Raw genomic sequence first — 19,481 nt, forward strand, 5'->3', positions numbered from 1 at the left:
GAGGGCCGTGCTTGGGACGCTTTGGAAAGAATCGCGAACGCAATCGCCGCGCCGCACGCTGGCTTCTGGGCCTGTCGCTGGCGGCGATGGTCTTTTTCGCGGTTCGACTGGCCGCTGACATGGTCTATTGGAACGATCCCCGGCACCATGACCAGCAGCTCGAACCCTGGATGACGGTTGGCTACGTCGCCCGATCCTGGGACATAGACCGGCGCAGCCTGCGCGAGGCGCTGGAGCTTGGCCCGGCGCCGGACCACAAATCGAGCCTTGGCCAGCTTGCCCACGACCGGAACATGGAATTCGACGCCTATGCAGAGGACGTCATGCAGACGATCCTGCAGGAGAAAGCCGTAGCTGAATGACCGAGACGGCTTTGCAATGGCTGCCAGTCTACGGGCTTCCGGTGCTGGTGCTGATCATCGGCCTGGGCTGCCTGGGCGCACCTGCCCCGGCATCGCTGACGCTTTTGATCAGTGGATCACTGATCGCATCAGGCGATTTCGAGGCAGTACCGGTCTACCTGACAAGCCTGCTGGCCGCTATCGTGTTCGACCATCTGGGCTATTCGCTTGGCCGCTGGGGCGGGCCCTACCTGCAACGCAGGCGCATTCCGCTGATGGACCGCGCCCGCTACACGCTGGAAGAACGCGGCGGCGCGGCCGTTTTCCTGACCCGCTGGCTGCTTGCGCCTCTGGGGCCGGGCGTCAATTACGTGGCGGGCGCGGTGGCCATGCCGATGCGTCAGTTTACCCCCTATGACATCGCGGGCGAAGTCGTCTGGGTCACGGCCTATCTGGGGCTGGGATATGTCTTTGGGACTTACGTGTCGTTGATCGCGGAAACGCTTGGCAACGCAACCGGATTTCTGGCCTTTGGCGTACTGGCCTGGCTGTTGTGGCGGTTCATCCGCCACGACACGCGACCTTAGGGAAACAGTACCGTCGATTTGAACTTCTGATCAAAAATCGCACTGGACAGGCAACAATCCACCTGTCACGCTCATGCGCATCCATCAAGGATGCCGTTTATATCCGATTTTTGTAAGGGTGCCGTCCGGCAGGCATCCAAGTCACAAGTGTTCGGATTCAGGAGACCTGCCAGATCCCGCCTCCACGGACCGATCCGGCACCTCGGCTGATCCGAAATGACAAGAGGCAGACATGAACGTCGGCGATAAAAAGTACCTGATCGACCTGACCAATTCCCCCAGTATCGAAGAGCTTTGGTCCATGCACACCAAGCGCATGGCGGAGTTCGGCTTTGACCGGATCATGTATGGCTTTACCCGTTTTCGCAGTGCCAGCTCTTTGGGGGATCCCAATGACTTCTTGCTGCTGACCAATCACAGCAAGGCCTACACGGATGTGTTCATCGGTCAGGGATTCTATCATCACGCGCCTATGGTGAATTGGGCGCTGGAAAATGAAGGCGATTGCAGCTGGCGTGTGATCGCAGATATGGCGCGCGCCGATGCGCTGAGCAAGGCCGAGCGCCGGGTGGTTGACTTCAACCTCTCGCAGGGTGTCACGGCGGGCTATACGCTCAGTTTCAAATCAGTCTCTGCGCGTTCCAAAGGTGCCATCGCCCTGACGGCGCGCAAAGGCCTGACCCAGGACGAGGTCGACGATATCTGGAAGCGCCACGGCGACGATATCACGATCATGAACAATCTTGCCCATCTCAAGATCCTGACGCTGCCCTATTCGGCCCCCAACCGCACGTTGACACCGCGCCAGCGCGAGGCGCTGGAATGGGTCGGGGATGGAAAGACAATGCAGGATATTGCGATCCTCATGGGGCTGACCACCGCAACGGTGGAAAAGCACCTGAGATTGGCCCGCGCTGCACTGAGCGTGGAGACTACAGCGCAGGCCGTACTTAAGGCTTCCTTCCAGAACCAGATGTTCATTCTGGATGTTCAAACCTGACAATCACTAAACAACAATATCCTCACCATACCAAATGCCGGACATTGCGCATAGGTGGGGAAAACCTGACTTCCCTGACCTAAGGTTAGCGGGCATGCTGATGGTGTTCCGTGAGTGGTGGCTTTAGCCAAAGGAACAAGGGACGGCATCCCGGCGATTACTGGGCCCTGTCGTCCCAACCGGCACTCCCCGCCGGTTCGGATGAGACCAGCGCATTTTCACTGGCTCGCCCGAATGTCATCGGTGCTCCCTACCTGTTCCCAGTCATGGGGAGGCCGAAACGGAATGGTGCCGCAGCTTTCACTGCGGCACCATTTTTTTATGCAATCACCTTACGGCGAAGAAAGGCAGGATCAGCCCTGTGCGGCCTTGGCCACCTCGGCTGCGAAATCCTCTTCCTTCTTCTCGATGCCTTCACCGACTTCGAGACGCTGGTAGCCGACGATCTCGACGCCTGCCTCTTTCGCGGCAGCCTCTACTGTCAGATCAGGGTTGATCACGAAAGCCTGGCCCATCAGCGTCACTTCACCCATGAACTTCTTCATGCGGCCGACGATCATCTTTTCGATCACCTGCTCGGGCTTGCCCGATTCGCGCGCGATATCGATCTGGACCTGACGTTCCTTTTCGATCACGGCCGGATCAAGCGCCTCTTCGTCAAGCGCCTGCGGGTTGGCCGCTGCGATGTGCATGGCAACCTGACGGCCGAAATCTGCGTTGTCACCTTTCAGCGCAACCAGAACACCGATCTTGCCCATGCCTTCGGTCACGGCACCGTGCACGTAGGACACAACCGTGTCGGCTTCGACAGAGGCCATCCGGCGCAGGGTCATGTTTTCGCCGATCGTGGCGATCTTGTCGGTCAGGGTTTCCGCGACGGTCTTGCCGCCCAGATCCGCGCCGGACAGTTCTTCGACATTCGACACGTTCAGCGCGGCATCTGCAATCGCAGCGACCATGCCCTGGAACTCGGCGTTCTTGCCAACGAAGTCGGTCTCGGAGTTCACCTCGATCGCGACGCCCTTGCCACCATCCACCTTGACGGCAACGAGGCCTTCAGCGGCGGTACGGCCGGATTTCTTCGCGGCTTTGGCCAGACCCTTGGTGCGCAGCCAGTCGATCGCGGCTTCCATGTCGCCATCGGTCTCGGTCAGCGCCTTCTTGGCGTCCATCATGCCTGCGCCGGTCATTTCGCGCAGTTCTTTCACCTGGGATGCTGTGATCGCCATATCGGCTCTCCTCATGTTCTTGGGGGTCGGGGGCGGCTGGTGCCGCGCCCCGGTATCAAGCGATTATGTCGTTCTCACGACACCGGCGCGGCTTCAGCTTTCGGCAGGAGCCGCTTCTTCGGCGAGCACTTCCTCGGTAGGCGCTTCTTCCATCGCGCCCAGATCGACGCCTGCGGCGCCCAGCTGTGCCTGCATGCCGTCCAGCGCGGCGCGGCTGGCAAGGTCACAATACAGGTTGATCGCGCGGGCCGCGTCGTCGTTGCCCGGAATGATGTAGTCGATGCCATCGGGCGAGCAGTTGGTGTCAACCACGGCCACAACGGGAATGCCCAGCTTGTTGGCTTCGGCAATTGCCAGCGCTTCTTTCTTGACGTCGATGACGAAAAGCAGGTCAGGCAGGCCGCCCATTTCGCGGATGCCGCCCAGCGATGCCTGAAGCTTCGCCTGCTCGCGTTCCATGCCAAGACGCTCTTTCTTGGTCAGGCCTTCGGCGCCGGTTTCCATCTGTTCGTCGATATGCTTCAGACGGTTGATGGACTTGGAAACGGTCTGCCAGTTGGTCAGCGTGCCGCCCAGCCAGCGGTGGTTCATGTAATACTGTGCGCATTTGTCTGCGGCCTCGGCGACTGGGGTCGCTGCCTGACGCTTGGTGCCGACGAACAGAACGCGGCCGTTTTTCGCAACGGTCTCACGGATGACGTTCAGCGCCTGGTCCAGCATCGGGACGGTCTGCGTCAGGTCCATGATGTGGATGCCGTTGCGCGCACCGTAGATGAACTCGCCCATACGGGGGTTCCAGCGCTGCGTCTGGTGGCCGAAATGTACGCCTGCTTCAAGCAGTTGGCGCATGGTGAACTCTGGAAGAGCCATGTCTTTATCCTTTCCGGTTTTCGCCTTGGTACGGGGTGCAGCGCGGAATGCGCCAACCGGTGGACGGATGAGGATTTCTCCCCCATCAGCCCGCCCATACCTGCGGATTGAGTGGCGCGCGTATAGACCGCTTTTCAGACACGCGCAACCCCTGCCGGGTCAGCAGAGCGTGGCACGGCGTGCGACCCTCAAAGGTGTTGCGAATATTTGCGCCACCGCCCTGCAAAGGCATCTACAGAAAGACGCGTTCCACCACCCAGTAGATGCCGATCAACCCGATCACGGCAGAGGCCGGGATCTCGACATAGCGCCGATAGGCGTCCAGATCGTCGACAAGCGTCACCGATGCAAGACAAAGTGCCGAGAGAACCGCAAGCGGGGCGAGAAAGACGATGGGATCAACCTCCAGCCCGGCCGCCCAGCCGGGCTGACCGACAGCGTAGGCGATACCAAGAAAGAGGAGGATCAGGACCGCATAGACGCCCTGCCCGATCTCGACCCGCGCCCGGCCTTCATCCACGCGCAGAGCCATCCAGACGAGCAGGAACATCGCACCGATCACGGTCAGCTGGCCAAGCTCCACCCCGATATTGAACCCCACGAGCGCCCAGAGAAAACGGTCCTGCGGCAGCCCGAACTCGCCAAGGACAGAGGCAAAGCCCAGCCCGTGCAGCAGCCCGAACCCGAAGATCAGCAGCGGCCGCCAGCGTGTCATTTCGGGCGAGCGGATATTCTCGAACGCGACATAGGCGATGGAGGCGGCGATCAGCGGCTCTACGATGGCGGGGGGGACAGTCACCACCCCCAACGCGCCAAACGCCAATGTCAGGGTATGGGCGAGCGTGAAGGCCGAGATCTGCCAGACCAGCACGCGCAAACGCGGCGACAGGAAGAAGAGCCCCAGAACGAACAGGATGTGGTCCAGACCAAGCGGAAGAATATGATCGAACCCGACCGGCACATAGCCAAGGAAGGTTGCAGGCCCGCTCCGCTCATCTCCGCCAGAGATCGTGATCGGGCCACTGCCCTGCCCGCCCGAAAGGTATTCGGTATAGGGGTCTTCCACCCCCTGTTGACGCAGCACAAGCGTGCCGTATTCAGCAGGCCAGGACATCGCTACTGTCTGCGCACCCGGCGGCAATGCAGCGCGCAGCAGGATACGAGTGTCACGCGGCAAATCGGTGTTTCCGATCGGTGCGACCTCGATTTCCGTCGCCTGTGGGTCAAGGCGCACGTCGCCCGTGCGTATATCAAGTGCATTCACCACTTCAGGCAGGACGGCCCTGATGCGTTCGGACAGGTCTTCGGGGGCCAGCGCGCGCAGTGCATCCACGGCGTCAGATGCGTCAAGCTGATCCGTGTCGATCACCCCGTCAAGGTTCACCCCCGCAACCAGCGCCTCGGCGTTCAATGTCAGCGACAATTCAAGAGTGCCATCCCGGGTGACAAGATCGCCAATGGCGGGACGCACCTCATGGGCCTGTGCAGCCACGAAGGCGAAAAACCACGCGACAATCGCCAACAGGTGGACTCGGAAAAACAATTTCGGCATGACCCCTCCGGAAACACTATGGTCGCAAGGTATTGCAGGGGCCGGGTTGATCAAGCACAAACTGCTGCCCGTCTTTGCGATGTTGCACCCGCGCTGTGAACCGGTCAAAAGACTTGCATGACAACACCTGCGTCCAGAACCATCCTCTGCATCGGCTCCGTCCTCTGGGACGTGATCGGCCGCGCCGCCAGCCATATGCGTCAGGGCTCTGACGTGCCGGGGCGCATCACCCGCCTGCCCGGCGGTGTGGCGCTCAACATCGCGATGACACTGGCGCAGTTCGACATGCGCCCGGTTCTTCTATCCGCCGTGGGCCGTGACGCAGAGGGTGACGAGCTGGTCACCGCCTGTGCCGCTCGCGGGCTGGTGACGGATCACCTCTACCGGTCCGAAGACCTGCCGACCGATGTTTATATGGCGGTCGAGGGGGCAAACGGGCTGATCGCAGCCATCGCTGACGCCCATTCGCTGGAGGCCGCGGGCGCGCGTATCCTTGCGCCCTTGCGTGACGGAACACTGGGCAGCGGCGCGGCGCCCTATGACGGGATCATCGCGCTGGACGGCAATCTGACCACGACCCTTCTGGAAGACATCGCCAAGGACCCCGCCTTTTCAAAGGCCGACCTGCGCATCGCACCCGCCTCGCCGGGCAAGGCCGAACGGCTGCGGAGCTTCCTTCTGAAAGGGCGCGGCATGCTCTACGTCAACCTTGAAGAGGCCGGCCTGCTTTGCCATCAAAGCTTTGACGACAGTGCCACTGCAGCGCAGGCATTGGTAAAACTTGGTGCCGTGCGGGCGCTGGTGACCAATGGCGGGCAGATGGCCTCTGACGCGTCGCCCGCCGGGCTGATCCGGCAGATGCCGCCCGAGGTGCTGGTGACCCGCGTGACCGGCGCGGGCGATACTTTCATGGCCGCCCATATGGCCGCAGAACGCCGCGGCGCTGACAGGCAAGAGGCGCTGTCCTCTGCCCTTCAGGTTGCCGCCGACTACGTCTCAGGAGAAACACCGCTATGACCGCCACGATCACCCTGTCGCCCGCCGTTGAAAAAGCGTTGGCCGAAAACCGCCCCGTCGTAGCATTGGAAAGCACCATCATCACGCATGGGATGCCCTATCCACAGAACCTCGAAACCGCTCGTCAGGTTGAACAGGAGCTGCGCGATAACGGCGCCGAACCGGCAACCATTGCCGTGCTGGACGGTGTTCTGCATGTCGGTCTGACCGAAGCACAGCTCGAACAGCTGGCACAGGCCAAGGGCGTGGCAAAGCTGAGCCGCGCAGACATGGCCGTCTGCATGTCTCAGGGCGGTACGGGCGCCACCACGGTTGCCGCGACAATGATCGGCGCCGCGCAGGCCGGGATCGCGGTTTTCGCGACCGGTGGTGTCGGCGGTGTGCACAAGGGCGCCGAGATGAGCTTTGACGTCTCTGCCGATCTCAACGAACTTGCCATGACCTCGGTCACCGTGGTCTGTGCGGGTGCCAAGGCAATCCTCGACCTTGCCAAGACGCTTGAGGTGCTTGAAACCCATGGCGTGCCCGTCATTGCCTATGGTCAGGATGGGTTCCCTGCCTTCTGGTCGCGCAATTCCGGCCTGCGCGCCCCGCTGCGCATGGATGACCCCGCGGCCATCGCCAGAGCCCACCTGACGCGCCGCGCGCTTGGCCTGCCGGGGGGGCAGTTGGTGGCCAACCCCATCCCTGCCGACGCCGAGATTCCGCTGGCCGAAATTCAGCCCGTCATCGCACAGGCCACATCCGACGCGCAGCGCCACGGCATCTCAGGCAAGGCCGTCACGCCCTACCTGCTCCAACGGATTTACGAGCTTACCGAGGGCCGGTCGCTGGAGGCGAATATCGCACTTGTCCGCAACAATGCCCGGCTTGCCGCCCGGATTGCGCAGGAAATGAGCAAACAGCACGCGAATGCGCCCTCTTAATCCGTGCCACCCATTGTAGCGCCGTCACGGACCCCCTAGTTTCAGGGAGACCGACCTTGCGGATGTATCTATGACCAGCCCGTTCGACAAAGACCCGCGCCGCCCCGGCCTGTTCGCCAGCCTGCGTTCCAGCTTTCTGACCGGGATCGTGGTGATCGCGCCTGTCGGCCTGACCGTCTGGCTGATCTGGACGCTGATCGGCTGGGTCGATGGCGTGGTCCTGCCCTTGGTGCCCTATACATTCCAGCCCGAAAAATACATCGGCATCAACCTGCGCGGTGTTGGTGTGATCATCTTCCTGATCTTCACCATCATCGTCGGCTGGATTGCAAAGGGGCTGATCGGACGATCCATCCTGCGCTTTGCCGAAAGCCTGCTGGAAAGCGTGCCCGTGGTGCGGTCGATCTATTCCGGCGTGAAGCAGATTGCCGAAACCGTCTTTGCCCAAAGCGATCGCAGCTTCGAAAAGGCCTGCCTGATCCAGTACCCACGCAAAGGCATCTGGGCGATCGGCTTCGTATCCACCCAGGCCAAGGGCGAGGTGGCCGCACGGGCCGAGGTTGCGGGCGATCTGATGAGTGTGTTCGTGCCAACCACGCCGAACCCGACCTCTGGCTTCCTGCTGTTCTTCCCGCGCGAAGATGTGGTCGAGCTTGACATGACGGTCGAGGACGCGGCCAAGCTGGTGATTTCGGCCGGTCTTGTCTATCCCAATGGCAAGGACGCCGCACAAGTGCTGAAGTCCAAGCTGCGCAAGGAAGAAAAACAGCGCCTGAGCGCCTGACGCCCCTGTTCTCAAGCGTCTTGCGGATCGGCAATCAGTCGAACATCTCGCGCAGATCCGCCGTCTGACGCACGTTCAGATCGTCCCAATGGTCGTTCAGGAACCCCTCTGCCGCCGCACGGCCGGCCGCTTTCAGCGTTGTCAGAACCGCGGGGATTGCAATATTCTTTGTCGCCACGGACAGGCTGTTCATCAGCTCGTCATCGGCGATCATATGCACCAGCACGTTCTTCATCGTCCCGTCCGAAACGGACCCGGACGCAATCAGCCGCTGAACAAAATTGATCGCCCGCAGCTCGCGCAGCAGAGATGAGTTGAAGCTGATCTCGTTGATGCGGTTCTGGATCTCGGGCGGTGTCACCGGCAGCTTTTCCCGAATGATCGGGTTGATGTTGATGATGACCAGATCCGCGGGCAATAACTTGTCAAACAGCGGAAACAGCGCAGGGTTGCCGGTATAGCCACCGTCCCAGAACGGCTCGATCTCGCCCGAGCGTGGGTCCCTCAGCTTGACCGCCTGAAACAGGGTCGGCAGGCAGGCCGAAGCCATCACCACATCCTTGTTGATGCCCTCGCCCGAAAAGACGCGCACCTTGCCGTCGCGCACATTGGTGGCGCAGATGAACAGCGCCGGGCCGCCCGCTTCGCAGACATCCTCATAGTGGAAACGGCTGACGATCGGGTCCAGCGGGTTGCGGTAGAACGGCCCCCAGACATAGGGCGACACCATTCGCGTGAAGGAATCCGCCATCATGTAGGGCAAGGACCATTCCAGCGCGCCAGAGATCATCCGGGGGTCCGGCGCGGCCAGACCCATCCAGGCAGGCATCCGCAAATCCTTGACCGCCCCGATCTGCCCCCAGAGCCATTCCAGATTGTCGCGGGCCTGCTGTGCACCACCGCGTATCAGACCGGCCTTCAGCGCGGCACCGTTCAACGCCCCTGCCGATGTGCCAGAGATCGCGGCGATCTCCAGCTCCGGCTCTTCCAGCAAACGGTCCAGCACCCCCCAGGTAAAGGCGCCATGCGCACCGCCGCCCTGAAGCGCAAGGTTGATACGTTTTTTCACCTTCTTTGCCATAGGGCCAGCATGTCCTCTACCGGGATGCCGTTGATAGTCGTCCCGGTCAGGTTGGCATCGTCAATCGCGACATCCGACAGGTTGACGTCAGAAAACGCAGCACCCGCAAGGTTCACATTCGTGAACCGCGCCCCGGCCAGCTTGGCGTCGTGGAAACTGGCCCCCGACAGATCGACATTGCCGAACACCGCGCCCGACATGTCGCGGTCGCGGAACTCCTTGTCGCCGGTCACAGCGCTGTCCAGCCGCCATCCACACTGATTGTCGTGCCGGTGATCTGGGCGGCGGCGTCAGAGCACAGAAAGACCGTGGTGCTGCCGATCTGCTCGACAGTGGCAAATTCCTTGGACGGCTGGCGTTCAAGGATCACCTTCTGCTTCACCTCGTCTTCCGTCATATCGTATTTCTTGGCCGTGTCCGGGATCTGCGCCTCCACCAGCGGGGTCAGAACGTAGCCGGGGCAGATCGCGTTGCAGGTGATATCTTCGCGCGCGGTTTCCAGCGCCACGGTCTTGGTCATGCCGACAACGCCGTGCTTTGCCGTGACATAGGCCGATTTGAAGGGCGACGCCGTCAGCCCGTGGGCGCTGGCGATGTTGACCACCCGTCCCCAGCCCGCCTTGCGCATCAATGGCAACGCAGCCGCTGTCGTATGAAAGGCAGAGCTCAAGTTGATGGCGATGATCGCATCCCACTTCTCGACGGGGAATTCGTCAATCGGTGCCACGTGCTGAATGCCCGCATTGTTCACGAGGATGTCGCACACACCGGCGGTCTCTATCAGTTTGCGGCACTGATCGCCCTTGGACATGTCCGCCTGAATGTAGCGCGCCTTGACCCCGAATTCCGAAGCGATCTCTTTGGCCAGATCGTGATCTTCCGGATTGTCGGTGAATGAATTCAGCACCACATCCGCGCCTGCCCGTGCCAGTTCGCGTGCAACCCCCAGACCGATACCAGAGTTCGATCCGGTGATGATTGCGGTCTTGCCCTTCAAGCTCATGTCGTGATCTCCGTGGATTCGTGTGGCCGCGATATGCTGTCTTGCAGCAATCTAGCTGCTGGGGTGCGGAGTTACAGCGGCAAATGAGATTTTTGTGAAAACTCATGACAAACGCGCGTGTCGATGATCGATGGCCGGTCCTGAGGCGCCGGTCCGAACGGTTGATTCGCTCAACCCGACGGAACCATCCGCCGCACACTCATGCGTTGGCCGGAAACCGGTGCCCGGAGCGATGCCAATTCCATCAGACCCCACCGGATATTGCCCACAAGCCCGATGGCGTTGATCAGGGCACGGACCTACGGCTCTGGATACAAGGCCCGTCCCAAAGAAAAAAACGCCCGCGCGAAGCGGGCGTTGAGTTATTGAGGCAGGTTTCATACAGGCAAGAAACCTATCGAGCAGTGGCTTCTTTATAAGCAATCCTGCGCCGGCATCCAAGCTAAAAGTTTGAAAAGGCGTGAATCCATCGCTACGGTCCGGTTCCATAAAACAAGGGCAGTCGAGGATTGTTGCCAATATGGGACCAGATTTTTTCCATTCTCTGCGGCGTCAGGGGGCGGCAATCGCGCTTTGCCTTGCCGCAACGTCAGTCATCGCTGAACCGCAACATGGCATAGCTATGTATGGCGATCCCGCGCTACCACCGGATTTTGTGTCCCTGCCCTATGCCAACCCCGACGCGCCCAAGGGCGGGCGGTTGGTCACCGGCGAAACAGGCAGCTTTGACAGCCTCAATCCGCATATCCTCAAAGGCTCGCCGCCGTGGCAATTGCGCTACCTCGGGTATGAGAGCCTGATGGGCCGGAGTTGGGACGAACCCTTCACCCTGTACGGGCTGTTGGCCGAATCGATAGAGGTCGGGCCGAATCGGGAATGGGCGGAATTCACCCTGCGTCCGGAGGCTGCCTTTTCCGATGGCTCCCCCGTCACTGTCGAGGATGTGATGTGGTCTTACGAGACCCTGGGCACCCAGGGCCACCCGCGTTATCTTGGCAGCTGGAAACAGGTTGCCAGCATGGAGCAGACCGGCCCGCGCAGCCTGCGCTTCACCTTCAACGAAGAAAACCGCGAACTGGCGCTGATTATCGGCATGCGCCCGATCCTGAAAAAGGCGCAGTGGGATGGCAAGGATTTCGGCGAATCCGGGCTCGACATCATCCCCATCGCCACCTCTCCCTATGTGATCGACGATTTCGAGGCGGGGCGTTTCGTGTCGCTGCGCCGCAATCCCGATTACTGGGGCAAGGACCTGCCCTTCATGGCGGGACAGGCCAATCTTGATGAAATCCGAATGGAATTCTACGGCGACGGCTCTGTGATGTTCGAGGCGTTCAAGGCCGGTCAGCTCAACATGACGCGTGAATTCAACGTCGAGAAATGGGAAACGCAATACGACTTCCCTGCGATCACCAGTGGGGATGTTGTCAAATCGGTGGTCGCGCATCAGCGCCCCTCGGGCATCACCGGCTACGTGATGAACACCCGCCGCGACATCTTTGCGGACTGGCGCGTACGCGACGCGATGCTGCACGCGTTCAACTTTGAATATGTGAACGAGACCATGACCGGTTCGCAGCAGCCGCGCATCTCTTCGTATTTCTCGAATTCGGTACTGGCGATGGATCACGGCCCCGCCGAAGGCCGCGTGCGTGAATTCCTGGAGCCTTTCGAGGACGAACTCCTGCCCGGCGCGCTGGAGGGCTACACCCTGCCCGAAGGCGATGGATCCGAGCGCAACCGCCGCAACATCGCCCGCGCGATGGACCTTCTGGCCGAGGCCGGCTGGACGGTTCAGGACGGCAAGATGAAAAATGCCGACGGCACGCCCCTCACCTTTGAAATCCTCCTCCAGCAATCGGGGGGTGAGGCACAGGCGATCATCGACATTTTCGCCCGTGCGCTCGAACGGCTGGGCATCACCCCCCAGATCACGGTGGTGGACAGCGCGCAGTACAACGAACGTACGAATGCCTATGATTTCGACATGACTTACATGCGCCGGGGTCTGTCGCTCAGCCCCGGCAACGAACAGCGGCTCTATTGGGGCTCGGCCGAGGCCGACGCACCCGGCGGGCGCAACCTGATGGGCATGAAATCCGCCGCCGCAGATGCGATGATCGACCGGCTTCTGACCTCAGAATCCCGCGAGGATTTTCTGGCCGCATCCAAGGCGCTGGACCGCGTGCTGACGACCGGGCGCTATGTCATCCCGATCTATCAATGGAACATCAGCCGCATCGCACATGCGAAAGAGTTGAAATTCCCCGAAACTATCCCGATGTATGGCGACTGGATCGGGTGGAATCCCGACGTCTGGTGGTATGAAGAGAATTGAGCATGACAAGAACGAAAAAATCCGCCGTACTGGCCCTTCTGACACTGGCCCTGCTTGCGGGCTGTGCCACGGTTGACGGCGTGGGGCAGGATATCTCTTCCGGCGCGCGCAATGTCCAAAGCTGGTTCTGATAGGCGCTGTCGCGATCTGAAAGGCAGGTGAAGACGCAAGCCTGGGGCCGTGTCTTCGCCGCCCACCCTCGTGGCGTCAGCGCAGCCGCGCATTCACAGAGACCGGCGCGGACCGATCCGCGCCGCCTCACGTCAGCGACGTCACCCAAAGGATCGTCGCGTCCTCTTCAGAGATGGAAATGACGTTGTGCCCCATGGTGGCGTCGTAATAGGCGCTGTCGCCACGGCGCATTTCGAAGGGCTCGTAGAATTCCGTATAAAGCCGCACCACACCGGTCAGCACGTAAAGGAACTCTTCGCCGTCATGGCGCACCCAGCCTTCGAATTCTTCCATCGCGCGGGCCCGGATGCGGGCACGGTAGGGCAGCATCGATTTCTTGGTCAGCGTCTCTGCCAGCAACTCGTGTTCATAGGTCGTTGTTGCGTGGGCATGGCCAGAACCGCTCCGGGTCAGCGCCAGACGGCCGTTGACCTGCCCCCGCTCCGGCGGGGTGAATAGCTGCGGCACGCTGATCTCCAACCCCAGGGCCAGCTTTTTCAGCGCGTCATAGGTCGGGGACATCTGACCGTTTTCGATTTTCGACAGGGTCGACCGCGCAAGCCCCGCGCGCTTTGCCGCCTGTTCCAGCGTCCACCCTTGCGCCTTGCGCAATTCCCGCACGCGTTCGCCCAGGTTCAACGGCTCCGGGCTGTCGTCTCCGCCGCCCTCGCGGGCAATGCGGATCAGCCGTTTGGGATCATGATCAGTCATGACGTAGCTCTATAAGCGCCGCGAGCGGTCTGCACAATCTCTCGCAGCACGCAACAGGGCCTGAGGTGCGGTGCCGGGCCTTGCGCCACGGCGACGGCCGGCTTACCCATTCCCTCATGCTGTCAATCTTCGATAAAGGCGCCCCGCCCGCCTGCCCTGCGCCATTCAACCTAGCCGCCCACGTGCTGGAGCGTGGCCGCGCATATCCTGACAAGACCGCGCTGGAGATCATCGGCGCGCAGGAGGTGGAGCGCTGGAGCTACGGCAGGCTGCGCGCGCATGTGCTGGGAGCGGCCACCGGCCTTTTGCGTGAAGGCTTAAGTCCGGGCGATACCCTGTTGATGCGGGTTGGAAATACCGTCGATTTTCCAATCGCCTATCTGGGTGCTATCGCAGCGGGCATCGTCCCGGTGCCGACATCGTCCCAACTGACCGAGGCGGAAGTGTCCCATATCCTCGGGACGTTGCGCCCGACCGCCGTTCTGCACGCCGAAGCGATCCCCTGCCCCAAGCAACCAGCCTGCCGCGTGATCCCCGCAAATGCCATCGCGGGTTGGTCCGACCTGCCTGCAGCTACCCCCGACATCGGCACCCCGGATCGTATGGCATATGTGATCTACACATCGGGCACATCGGGCACACCTCGTGCGGTTGCACATGCCCACCGTGCAATCTGGGCGCGCCAGATGATGATGCAGGGCTGGTACGGGCTGCGCGAAGAGGACCGGCTGTGCCATGCGGGCGCGTTCAACTGGACCTACACGCTGGGCACCGGGCTGATGGATCCCTGGACCATGGGCGCCACCGCATTGATCCCGGCACCGGGAACGGATCATGCGCAACTCCCGGCCCTCCTCAGGGATCACAATGCCACGATTTTCGCAGCGGCACCGGGCGTTTACCGCAATATCCTCAAGCACGGACCCTTTGATCTGCCAAAGCTTCGGCATGGCCTGTCCGCAGGCGAGAAACTCTCGCCCCAGATCCGCGAGGATTGGGAAAAAGCGACCGGGCGACCGATCTTCGAGGCCTATGGCATGTCCGAATGCTCTACCTTCATTTCCGCCTCGCCGGACCAGCCCGCCCCCGCAGACCGCCTCGGGCGGCCCCAGATCGGGCGCCGCATCGCCATTCTGGGCGATGACGGCCCGGTGCCGCTGTCCCAACCCGGCGTCATTGCCATTGATGCGCGCGATCCCGGCCTAATGCTGGGCTACCTGAACGCGCCAGAGGCCACGGCGGCGAAATTTCGCGACGGCTGGTTTCTGACCGGCGATCTGGGTTCGATGGATCAGTCTGGCCTGATCACCTATCTGGGTCGCGCTGACGACATGATGAATGCAGGCGGCTACCGCGTCTCGCCCATCGAGGTTGAAGCGGCGCTGCATAATTACCCCGGCATTGATGCACTGGCTGCGACGGATGTCGAAATCAAACCCGGGGTGCGCGTGATCGCCGCGTTTTACACCGGTCCTGCCCCGCTACCAGACGCCGCATTGGCCGCGTTTGCGCAAACCCGACTTGCAAGGTACAAGCAGCCGCGTCTGTACAGGCATATGGCCGCGCTTCCCACCGGGGCCAATGGCAAGATCCTGCGTCGCGCGCTGCGCGACCAATTCAAGGCCCGTTGAATGGTTAAGCTCGACATCATGTCCGACCCGATTTGCCCCTGGTGCTACATCGGCAAGACCTATCTGGACCGCGCTCTGGAGGCGCATCCCAACCATCCGTTCGAGATCGAGTGGCATCCCTTCCAGCTCAACCCCGACATGCCTGCAGGCGGCATGGACCGGCGCGCTTATCTTGAGGGCAAGTTCGGCGGCAAGAAGGGTGCGGTCAAATCCTACATGCCCGTGGTCGAACATGCCAAAACCGCCGGGCTGGAGATGAACCTTGATGGTATCAAGCGCACGCCCAACACGTTGGACGCCCACCGGCTGATCCTCTGGGGGGCCATCGAAGGGCGGCAGACGGCCATCGTGTCGTCGCTCTTCCGGGCGTATTTCAACGAGTGTCGTGACATTGGCGACCGCGAGGTTCTGGCCGATATCGCCGATAGTTGCGGAATGGATGCCGCGATCATCCTGCGGCTGCTGGACTCGGATGCCGATATCGAAGAGATCCGCAACAGGGACACCGCAGCGCGCGAGATGGGTGTCACATCGGTTCCCACCTTCATCGTTGACCGCAAACATGCGGTGCCCGGCGCGCAACCGCCAGAGCTGTGGGCCACGGTCATCGAAGAGCTGGCCCAGCAGGCCTGAGCGATGATAACCGCCCACCTTCCCGCCGGATATCTGACGGGGCGCAGCATCACCGCATCGCGCCCTGTCATACTGGCGGCAACGTTGGGCGGTGTATTCCCTGATCTTGACATGATCTGGTTCTACTTGGTCGACGACCGGGCGTTCCATCACCATCACTACTGGGTTCACATCCCCTTTTTCTGGGCTGTCGTTGCGGCCTTGACCCTGCCGCTGATCGCTGCACTCAGGAAAGGCTGGCTGCTTTGCGCGCTGGCCTTCTTTGCCGCCATCTTTGTCCATCTGTGCCTCGACACGATTGCCGAGGACATCAAGTGGCTTTGGCCGTGGCAGAACACGTTCTTCCGACTAATTGAAATTCCGGCAATCCGGCCGCATTGGGTTTTGAACTTCATCCTGCACCCGGTTTTCCTGCTGGAAATGCTGATCTGGGCGACAGCGTTCTATCTGCTGTGGCGGCAACGGGCCCCGGCGACGTGAGGGGGCTGCGCATCCTGACCCTGCTGGCGACCGTCGCCTTGATCATCGCCATCGGCACGGTGTTCTTTCACCATGTCGAGGGATGGAGCTGGCTGGATTCCTACTTCTTCACCGTCGTGACCCTGTCAACTGTCGGTTACGGCGAGCTGGTGCCCGCAACGGCCATCGGAAAGATCGGAACAACCATCTTCATCCTGCTTGGGCTGGGCGTCTTTGCCGTCGCCATTCAGCAGTTTGGCAGTTTTGCGATGCGAAAGCGTGAAGAACACACCGAATGGCTGATCGGACGTCTTGGCGAAGCCGAAGCAGACCCGGCGAACGAGGACCGCAGCCCCGACGACGCCGAAGAAAAAAGAACCGACCGGCCCTGATGCACATAGCGCTGTGCGCTGACGCACTTTAAAGCCACCGATTTGCCGGACCTTCGGACTGGCCAATTGCACGCAATGGGCATACGCAACACGGGAGGGGCCGCGCGGCATTTTCCGCAAACCAGGCTCTTTTCCAAAAAGTTCAGGACTGTTCAATGCCTCGCCGCCTTTCCCAGATCGAATTTGTTGCCCTTATGGCAATGATCATGTCCACCATCGCTTTTTCGATCGACGCGATGCTGCCCGCCCTGCCAGAGATCGCAGGGGAGCTTAGCGCGGGGTCCGAAAACCGGGCGCAGTTGATCCTGACGTTTTTCCTGCTGGGCATGGGTGTGGGGACGCTGTTCACCGGCATGTTGTCCGACCGTTTTGGCCGCAAATCGGTGATGCTGGTCGGCGCGGGTGTCTACGTTCTGGCCTCCGGGGTCGCATGGGCCGCGCAATCGCTGGAACTGATGCTTGCGGCACGACTGGTTCAGGGGCTGGGGGCCGCAGGGCCGCGGATCGTGGCGCTTGCGGTGATTAGGGATCTTTACGCAGGGCGCGGCATGGCCAAGATCATGTCGTTCGTGATGATGGTTTTCACCATCGTGCCCGCTCTGGCGCCGCTGGTCGGGGCCTACCTGATCTCGCATGGGGGCTGGCGCGCGATCTTCGTGGCTTTCGTGCTGTTCATGGGTCTGGCCTGCATTTGGCTGGCCGTGCGCCTGCCTGAGACCCTCGCCGTCGAGGACCGTCGCCCGATGCGTGTCGCCGCGCTGAAACAAGCCCTGAACGAGATGCTGCACCACCCGACCGTGCGGCTTTCCGTCATCGTCCAGACACTTTGTTTCGGGATGCTGTTTTCGATGCTGTCATCGGTGCAGCCAATCTATGACGTGACCTTTGGGCGCGGCGATGAGTTTCCCTACTGGTTCTTTGGCGTGGCGATCCTTGCCGGCACTGGCAGCCTGCTGAATGCGGCGCTTGTAGGCCGGTTGGGGATGCGGTTCCTCGTGACAGTCACCCTGTCGGTACAGCTTGGGATTTCCTCGGTCATGGTGCTGCTCAGCCTGGTTGATCTTCCGCTGACCTTCGGCTTTCTAACCTTCGTGGTCTGGCAGGTTTCGGTGTTCTTTCAGGCAGGCATGACGCTCGGCAATCTCAACGCTCTGGCGATGGAGCCGATGGGCCATATCGCGGGCACGGCGGCCAGTGTGATCGGCGCGATTTCTACGGTATTCTCTGTCGTGCTGGCAATCCCGCTGGGGCTGATGTTCGATGGCACAACGCTGCCCCTTGCGGTGGGCATTTGCCTCATGGCTTTGGCCTCTCTCTTGTTCATGCTGCACATGCGGCGGGTGGAGGCCAGGCTGCCCGCCTGACAGGCATCCGGGTGATTGACCCTGCGACCATCTGTATGCAGCCGCATACGAGGCTTTGAAGCACCCGCCGAATCCGCTAGAGCTTGGCGCGACAGTTCCAGTTATCCAATGTGAAAGAGGCCTCTCATGTCCAAGATCAAGGTGCAGAACCCGGTTGTCGAGCTTGACGGCGACGAGATGACCCGGATCATCTGGGATTTCATCAAGCAAAAGCTGATCCTGCCCTATCTGGATATTGATCTGCTTTATTACGATCTGGGCATGGAAGAGCGGGACCGCACCGATGACCAGATCACCATTGATGCAGCCGAAAAGATCAAGGAAGTCGGCGTTGGCGTGAAATGCGCCACCATCACGCCGGACGAGGCGCGGGTCGAGGAGTTCGGCCTGAAAAAGATGTGGCGCAGCCCCAACGGCACCATTCGCAACATCCTTGGCGGCGTGATCTTCCGCCAGCCCATCATCTGCAAGAACGTGCCGCGGCTTGTGCCGGGCTGGACCAAACCCATCGTGGTGGGGCGTCACGCGTACGGCGATCAGTACAAGGCTACGGATTTCCGTTTTCCCGGCGCTGGCAAGATCACGCTGAAATTCGAAGGTGCCGATGGCGAAGTGATCGAACGCGAGGTGTTTGACGCGCCCGACAGCGGCGTCGTCATGGGGATGTATAACCTCGACAAGTCGATCTACGACTTTGCGCGCGCCTCGCTCAACTACGGCCTGAACCTTGGCTGGCCCGTGTACCTGTCGACCAAGAACACGATCCTGAAAGCCTATGACGGACGGTTCAAGGACATCTTTGAAGAAGTATACGAGGCCGAATTCAAAGAGGAGTTCGAAGAAAAGAAGATCTGGTACGAACACCGGCTGATCGACGATATGGTGGCCAGTTCGCTGAAATGGTCGGGCGGCTATGTCTGGGCGTGCAAGAACTATGACGGCGACGTGCAGTCGGATACGGTCGCGCAGGGCTTTGGATCACTGGGGTTGATGACCTCGATCCTGATGACCCCGGATGGCAAGGTCGTGGAATCCGAAGCGGCCCACGGCACCGTCACGCGCCACTACCGCCAGCACCAGAAGGGCGAGCAGACCTCGACCAACTCCATCGCGTCGATCTATGCGTGGACCGGGGGCCTCAAGCACCGCGCCAAGCTGGACGGGAACGAGGCGCTTAAGGGTTTCGCCGAGACGCTGGAGCGGGTGATCATCGAAACCGTCGAATCTGGCCATATGACCAAGGATCTGGCGCTGCTGGTTGGTCCCGATCAGGGCTGGCTGACCACGATGGGCTTTCTTGAAAAGATAGAAGCGAACCTGAACAAGGCTCTGGCCGGCTAAGCCTGCTGCCTTACTGTGCGCCCATCCGGGCGCGCAGTTTTGGTCTTGCGC

20 protein-coding genes and 1 pseudogene are annotated in these 19,481 nt (G+C 61.1%); 14 read left to right on the plus strand and 7 right to left on the minus strand.

Annotated elements, in window-relative coordinates; translation table 11 throughout:
* Nucleotides 1–11: 11 nt before the first annotated feature.
* From EDD52_RS17285 to EDD52_RS17295, 3 genes are all read left to right on the plus strand, one after another.
* Complete coding sequence (locus EDD52_RS17285; RefSeq protein ID WP_132247294.1) at nucleotides 12–362, plus strand: hypothetical protein; 351 nt, start codon at nucleotides 12–14, stop codon at nucleotides 360–362.
* Nucleotides 359–928, plus strand: coding sequence for a DedA family protein (locus EDD52_RS17290; protein ID WP_132247296.1), 570 nt, complete (start codon nucleotides 359–361; stop codon nucleotides 926–928). The genes EDD52_RS17285 and EDD52_RS17290 overlap by 4 nt, the downstream gene beginning before the upstream one ends.
* A gap of 232 nt (nucleotides 929–1,160) precedes the next feature.
* Nucleotides 1,161–1,928: a LuxR family transcriptional regulator gene (locus EDD52_RS17295; protein WP_132247298.1), complete on the plus strand. Its 768-nt coding sequence runs from the start codon at nucleotides 1,161–1,163 to the stop codon at nucleotides 1,926–1,928.
* Nucleotides 1,929–2,281: 353 nt separating this feature from the next.
* On the opposite strand, the gene tsf is transcribed toward EDD52_RS17295, so the two are convergent.
* The 3 genes from tsf to EDD52_RS17310 form a co-directional block, all read right to left on the minus strand.
* Complete coding sequence (gene tsf, locus EDD52_RS17300) at nucleotides 2,282–3,157, minus strand: translation elongation factor Ts (RefSeq protein ID WP_132247300.1); 876 nt, start codon at nucleotides 3,155–3,157, stop codon at nucleotides 2,282–2,284.
* A 93-nt stretch (nucleotides 3,158–3,250) separates the two neighbouring features.
* Nucleotides 3,251–4,027, minus strand: coding sequence for a 30S ribosomal protein S2 (gene rpsB, locus EDD52_RS17305; RefSeq protein WP_132247302.1), 777 nt, complete (start codon nucleotides 4,025–4,027; stop codon nucleotides 3,251–3,253).
* Nucleotides 4,028–4,259: 232 nt separating this feature from the next.
* Entirely contained in the window at nucleotides 4,260–5,579 is a 1,320-nt protein-coding gene (locus tag EDD52_RS17310) for a HupE/UreJ family protein (protein ID WP_132247304.1), read from the minus strand.
* A 117-nt stretch (nucleotides 5,580–5,696) separates the two neighbouring features.
* Between EDD52_RS17310 and EDD52_RS17315 the strand changes: the two genes are divergently transcribed.
* From EDD52_RS17315 to EDD52_RS17325, 3 genes are all read left to right on the plus strand, one after another.
* Nucleotides 5,697–6,596, plus strand: a complete 900-nt coding sequence (locus EDD52_RS17315; RefSeq protein WP_132247306.1) for a PfkB family carbohydrate kinase — start codon at nucleotides 5,697–5,699, stop codon at nucleotides 6,594–6,596.
* Complete coding sequence (locus EDD52_RS17320) at nucleotides 6,593–7,522, plus strand: pseudouridine-5'-phosphate glycosidase (RefSeq protein ID WP_132247308.1); 930 nt, start codon at nucleotides 6,593–6,595, stop codon at nucleotides 7,520–7,522. The genes EDD52_RS17315 and EDD52_RS17320 overlap by 4 nt, the downstream gene beginning before the upstream one ends.
* 70 nt (nucleotides 7,523–7,592) lie before the next feature.
* On the plus strand, nucleotides 7,593–8,306 hold the full coding sequence (locus tag EDD52_RS17325; RefSeq protein ID WP_132247310.1) for a DUF502 domain-containing protein: 714 nt from the start codon (nucleotides 7,593–7,595) through the stop codon (nucleotides 8,304–8,306).
* 457 nt (nucleotides 8,307–8,763) lie between these two features.
* Here the strand turns inward: EDD52_RS17325 and EDD52_RS24400 are convergent.
* The 3 genes and pseudogenes from EDD52_RS24400 to EDD52_RS17340 form a co-directional block, all read right to left on the minus strand.
* A pseudogene (locus tag EDD52_RS24400) lies at nucleotides 8,764–9,387 on the minus strand (patatin-like phospholipase family protein); the annotation flags it as partial.
* Nucleotides 9,372–9,620 carry a pentapeptide repeat-containing protein gene (locus EDD52_RS17335; RefSeq protein ID WP_243651990.1) on the minus strand — a complete coding sequence of 83 codons (249 nt, stop codon included), beginning with the start codon at nucleotides 9,618–9,620 and terminating at the stop codon, nucleotides 9,372–9,374. The gene EDD52_RS17335 and the pseudogene EDD52_RS24400, both read right to left, overlap by 16 nt.
* The gene (locus EDD52_RS17340; RefSeq protein ID WP_132247314.1) at nucleotides 9,617–10,390 is read right to left on the minus strand and encodes a 3-hydroxybutyrate dehydrogenase; all 774 of its coding nucleotides are present in this window, start codon (nucleotides 10,388–10,390) and stop codon (nucleotides 9,617–9,619) included. The genes EDD52_RS17335 and EDD52_RS17340 overlap by 4 nt, the downstream gene beginning before the upstream one ends.
* A 520-nt stretch (nucleotides 10,391–10,910) precedes the next feature.
* On the opposite strand from EDD52_RS17340, the gene EDD52_RS17345 reads away from it, so the two are divergent.
* Both EDD52_RS17345 and EDD52_RS17350 read left to right on the plus strand, forming a co-directional pair.
* Nucleotides 10,911–12,728, plus strand: a complete 1,818-nt coding sequence (locus EDD52_RS17345; protein ID WP_132247316.1) for an extracellular solute-binding protein — start codon at nucleotides 10,911–10,913, stop codon at nucleotides 12,726–12,728.
* Nucleotides 12,729–12,730: 2 nt separating this feature from the next.
* Complete coding sequence (locus EDD52_RS17350) at nucleotides 12,731–12,859, plus strand: entericidin EcnA/B family protein (protein ID WP_132247318.1); 129 nt, start codon at nucleotides 12,731–12,733, stop codon at nucleotides 12,857–12,859.
* Nucleotides 12,860–12,986: 127 nt separating this feature from the next.
* Here the strand turns inward: EDD52_RS17350 and EDD52_RS17355 are convergent, their stop codons facing one another.
* Complete coding sequence (locus tag EDD52_RS17355) at nucleotides 12,987–13,610, minus strand: helix-turn-helix domain-containing protein (RefSeq protein WP_132247320.1); 624 nt, start codon at nucleotides 13,608–13,610, stop codon at nucleotides 12,987–12,989.
* 116 nt (nucleotides 13,611–13,726) lie between these two features.
* On the opposite strand from EDD52_RS17355, the gene EDD52_RS17360 reads away from it, so the two are divergent.
* The 6 genes from EDD52_RS17360 to EDD52_RS17385 all read left to right on the plus strand — a co-directional run bounded on the left by EDD52_RS17360 (nucleotide 13,727) and on the right by EDD52_RS17385 (nucleotide 19,430).
* Entirely contained in the window at nucleotides 13,727–15,241 is a 1,515-nt protein-coding gene (locus EDD52_RS17360) for a class I adenylate-forming enzyme family protein (RefSeq protein WP_132247402.1), read from the plus strand.
* Nucleotides 15,242–15,874: a DsbA family oxidoreductase gene (locus tag EDD52_RS17365; RefSeq protein ID WP_132247322.1), complete on the plus strand. Its 633-nt coding sequence runs from the start codon at nucleotides 15,242–15,244 to the stop codon at nucleotides 15,872–15,874. It abuts the gene before it with no gap.
* 3 nt (nucleotides 15,875–15,877) lie between these two features.
* Nucleotides 15,878–16,354 (plus strand): metal-dependent hydrolase, encoded by a 477-nt coding sequence (locus tag EDD52_RS17370; RefSeq protein WP_132247324.1) that lies wholly within the window; start codon nucleotides 15,878–15,880, stop codon nucleotides 16,352–16,354.
* The gene (locus tag EDD52_RS17375; RefSeq protein WP_132247326.1) at nucleotides 16,351–16,725 is read left to right on the plus strand and encodes a potassium channel family protein; all 375 of its coding nucleotides are present in this window, start codon (nucleotides 16,351–16,353) and stop codon (nucleotides 16,723–16,725) included. The genes EDD52_RS17370 and EDD52_RS17375 overlap by 4 nt, the downstream gene beginning before the upstream one ends.
* 155 nt (nucleotides 16,726–16,880) lie before the next feature.
* The gene (locus EDD52_RS17380) at nucleotides 16,881–18,089 is read left to right on the plus strand and encodes a multidrug effflux MFS transporter (RefSeq protein WP_132247328.1); all 1,209 of its coding nucleotides are present in this window, start codon (nucleotides 16,881–16,883) and stop codon (nucleotides 18,087–18,089) included.
* Nucleotides 18,090–18,215: 126 nt separating this feature from the next.
* On the plus strand, nucleotides 18,216–19,430 hold the full coding sequence (locus tag EDD52_RS17385; protein ID WP_132247330.1) for an NADP-dependent isocitrate dehydrogenase: 1,215 nt from the start codon (nucleotides 18,216–18,218) through the stop codon (nucleotides 19,428–19,430).
* The last annotated feature ends 51 nt before the right edge of the window (nucleotides 19,431–19,481 follow it).

Source organism: Primorskyibacter sedentarius (assembly GCF_004342065.1).
GTDB lineage: Bacteria > Pseudomonadota > Alphaproteobacteria > Rhodobacterales > Rhodobacteraceae > Primorskyibacter > Primorskyibacter sedentarius.